This is a genomic window from Alteromonas sp. MmMcT2-2, assembly GCF_022348305.1.
GTDB classification, from domain to species: domain Bacteria; phylum Pseudomonadota; class Gammaproteobacteria; order Enterobacterales; family Alteromonadaceae; genus Alteromonas; species Alteromonas macleodii.
On sequence record NZ_JAKRFA010000110.1, the window covers coordinates 1 to 1,488 of the forward strand.

The 1,488-nt window shown below is 35.6% G+C and carries 1 protein-coding gene; it reads left to right on the forward strand.

The annotated features are described in order from the left end of the window. The first annotated feature begins 191 nt into the window (after positions 1-191). Positions 192-500 (forward strand): hypothetical protein, encoded by a 309-nt coding sequence (locus MHM99_RS21040; RefSeq protein ID WP_239220458.1) that lies wholly within the window; start codon positions 192-194, stop codon positions 498-500. The last annotated feature ends 988 nt before the right edge of the window (positions 501-1,488 follow it).

A 1,488-nucleotide genomic window follows, 5' to 3' on the forward strand; every position in this document is an offset into this window, starting at 1 on the left:
AATCCGATCACTTAAGGTAAAACTGGCAAGGACGAAAAAGAAGAAGAAAAAGTGATCGGATAAAACCGAAACGACCGATCGGATTCACCGAAATACGCACCGTTTCAAAACCATCAGAGGGATTTGGTAATGCAAGAGTAGATTTAACGTTTATTTCTATAGTGCATGATGTCGAAATGAAGATAACAATAATGGTATGGGTTCCATCGAGACAGCCAGAAATTCTGCGTTTCAGAACAATCTTGTTTGATAATCGTGAAAGGGATGAAATGAAAAATAACAGTGAATGCTGGGATGAAGTATTTAGACTAGTAGGTACAACGAATGAAAACGCATTTGGATTTTTGTCTTTGTCAAATGCATCAGGGATCACCTTGGATTACAGTTTGACTATTGAGGGGGGAATTGCAAACTCAACTCTGTGTAATACGGCTAAAGAGATAGCAAGAATTGCTCTATTTTGTAAGTCGAATATTTTAGAAGAGATTTCTAGCGATTAAACGTATTTTTAAATTTGAGAAAAATAGTCGCTGTTGAGCATGTGAGGAGTGTAAATGAAATATAATGGTGATGATGATTTTATGTGTATACGTATTGATAGTGGGAACACGATCACCACGTTTAAAAGCGTTACTGTGCTCGCATCAAAGCGCAAGAATAGTGTAGAAAGAAATGATAAAGGGACTGCGAAATCTAAGTCATTGTGGCGCAGACTACTAGGTTGCTAAAATCTGGATTAACTCTGATTGTCTCCGGTGATGTAAAACTGACCTGCTAACGAAATTTTAAAAATAATCCACTTGAGGCGCACTTAACATTTTGAAATTATTTATTTGATATGTATTTTTCTCCCAACTGTTGTAAACGACATGAATAATTATTGGCAATCCAAATTACTCCACCTAATCCTGTAAAAAATAGAGTGATTGCTAATGTTACGAATTCAAGGGTACTCATGATAACCTTTTCACTAAAATAATTAATAAGTTAAAATAAAAATCGATTGGGAAAACTAATTTCCCATAATAAAAAGCTTAGTAGATTTTCGTTATCTATTTCTTCTTATCAACCAATAAAACCCACCAAACAAAACAACCAAGCTTAATATAGCCATTATTGTTCCGAGAAGCTGAATATTACTCATTGCGTTAGCTCTCCTGTGCATTTACATCTATAGTTGTACATTTCTGGTGTATGCGTTCACAAATTCAAAATTAACTGATTTTCGAAGGTATGCCCCCCAAAAGGCTTTATGAATTTTCAATCACCCATATCAAGAGTTTTGAGCAGTTCTACCTTCACACAAAGAAGCTTTTTTGTCATCTTTCTACCCATTAAACCTGCTGCTTAATAATATCTCCTGGCTTACTTGCAATCCTTAGAAGTAATTCCCCCTGTGTCAGGATAGTTGTCGCCTCAGTTTTTCATAGTATTAGACAGGGTGCGGAAGTTAGGCATGAGTGAGACATTATCCAGAAGAACATAAAA

What these genes read in the sequence shown, in the direction of transcription:
- MHM99_RS21040 (WP_239220458.1), top strand. Translation starts at nt 192, where the DNA reads ATGGTATGGGTTCCATCGAGACAGCCAGAAATTCTGCGTTTCAGAACA.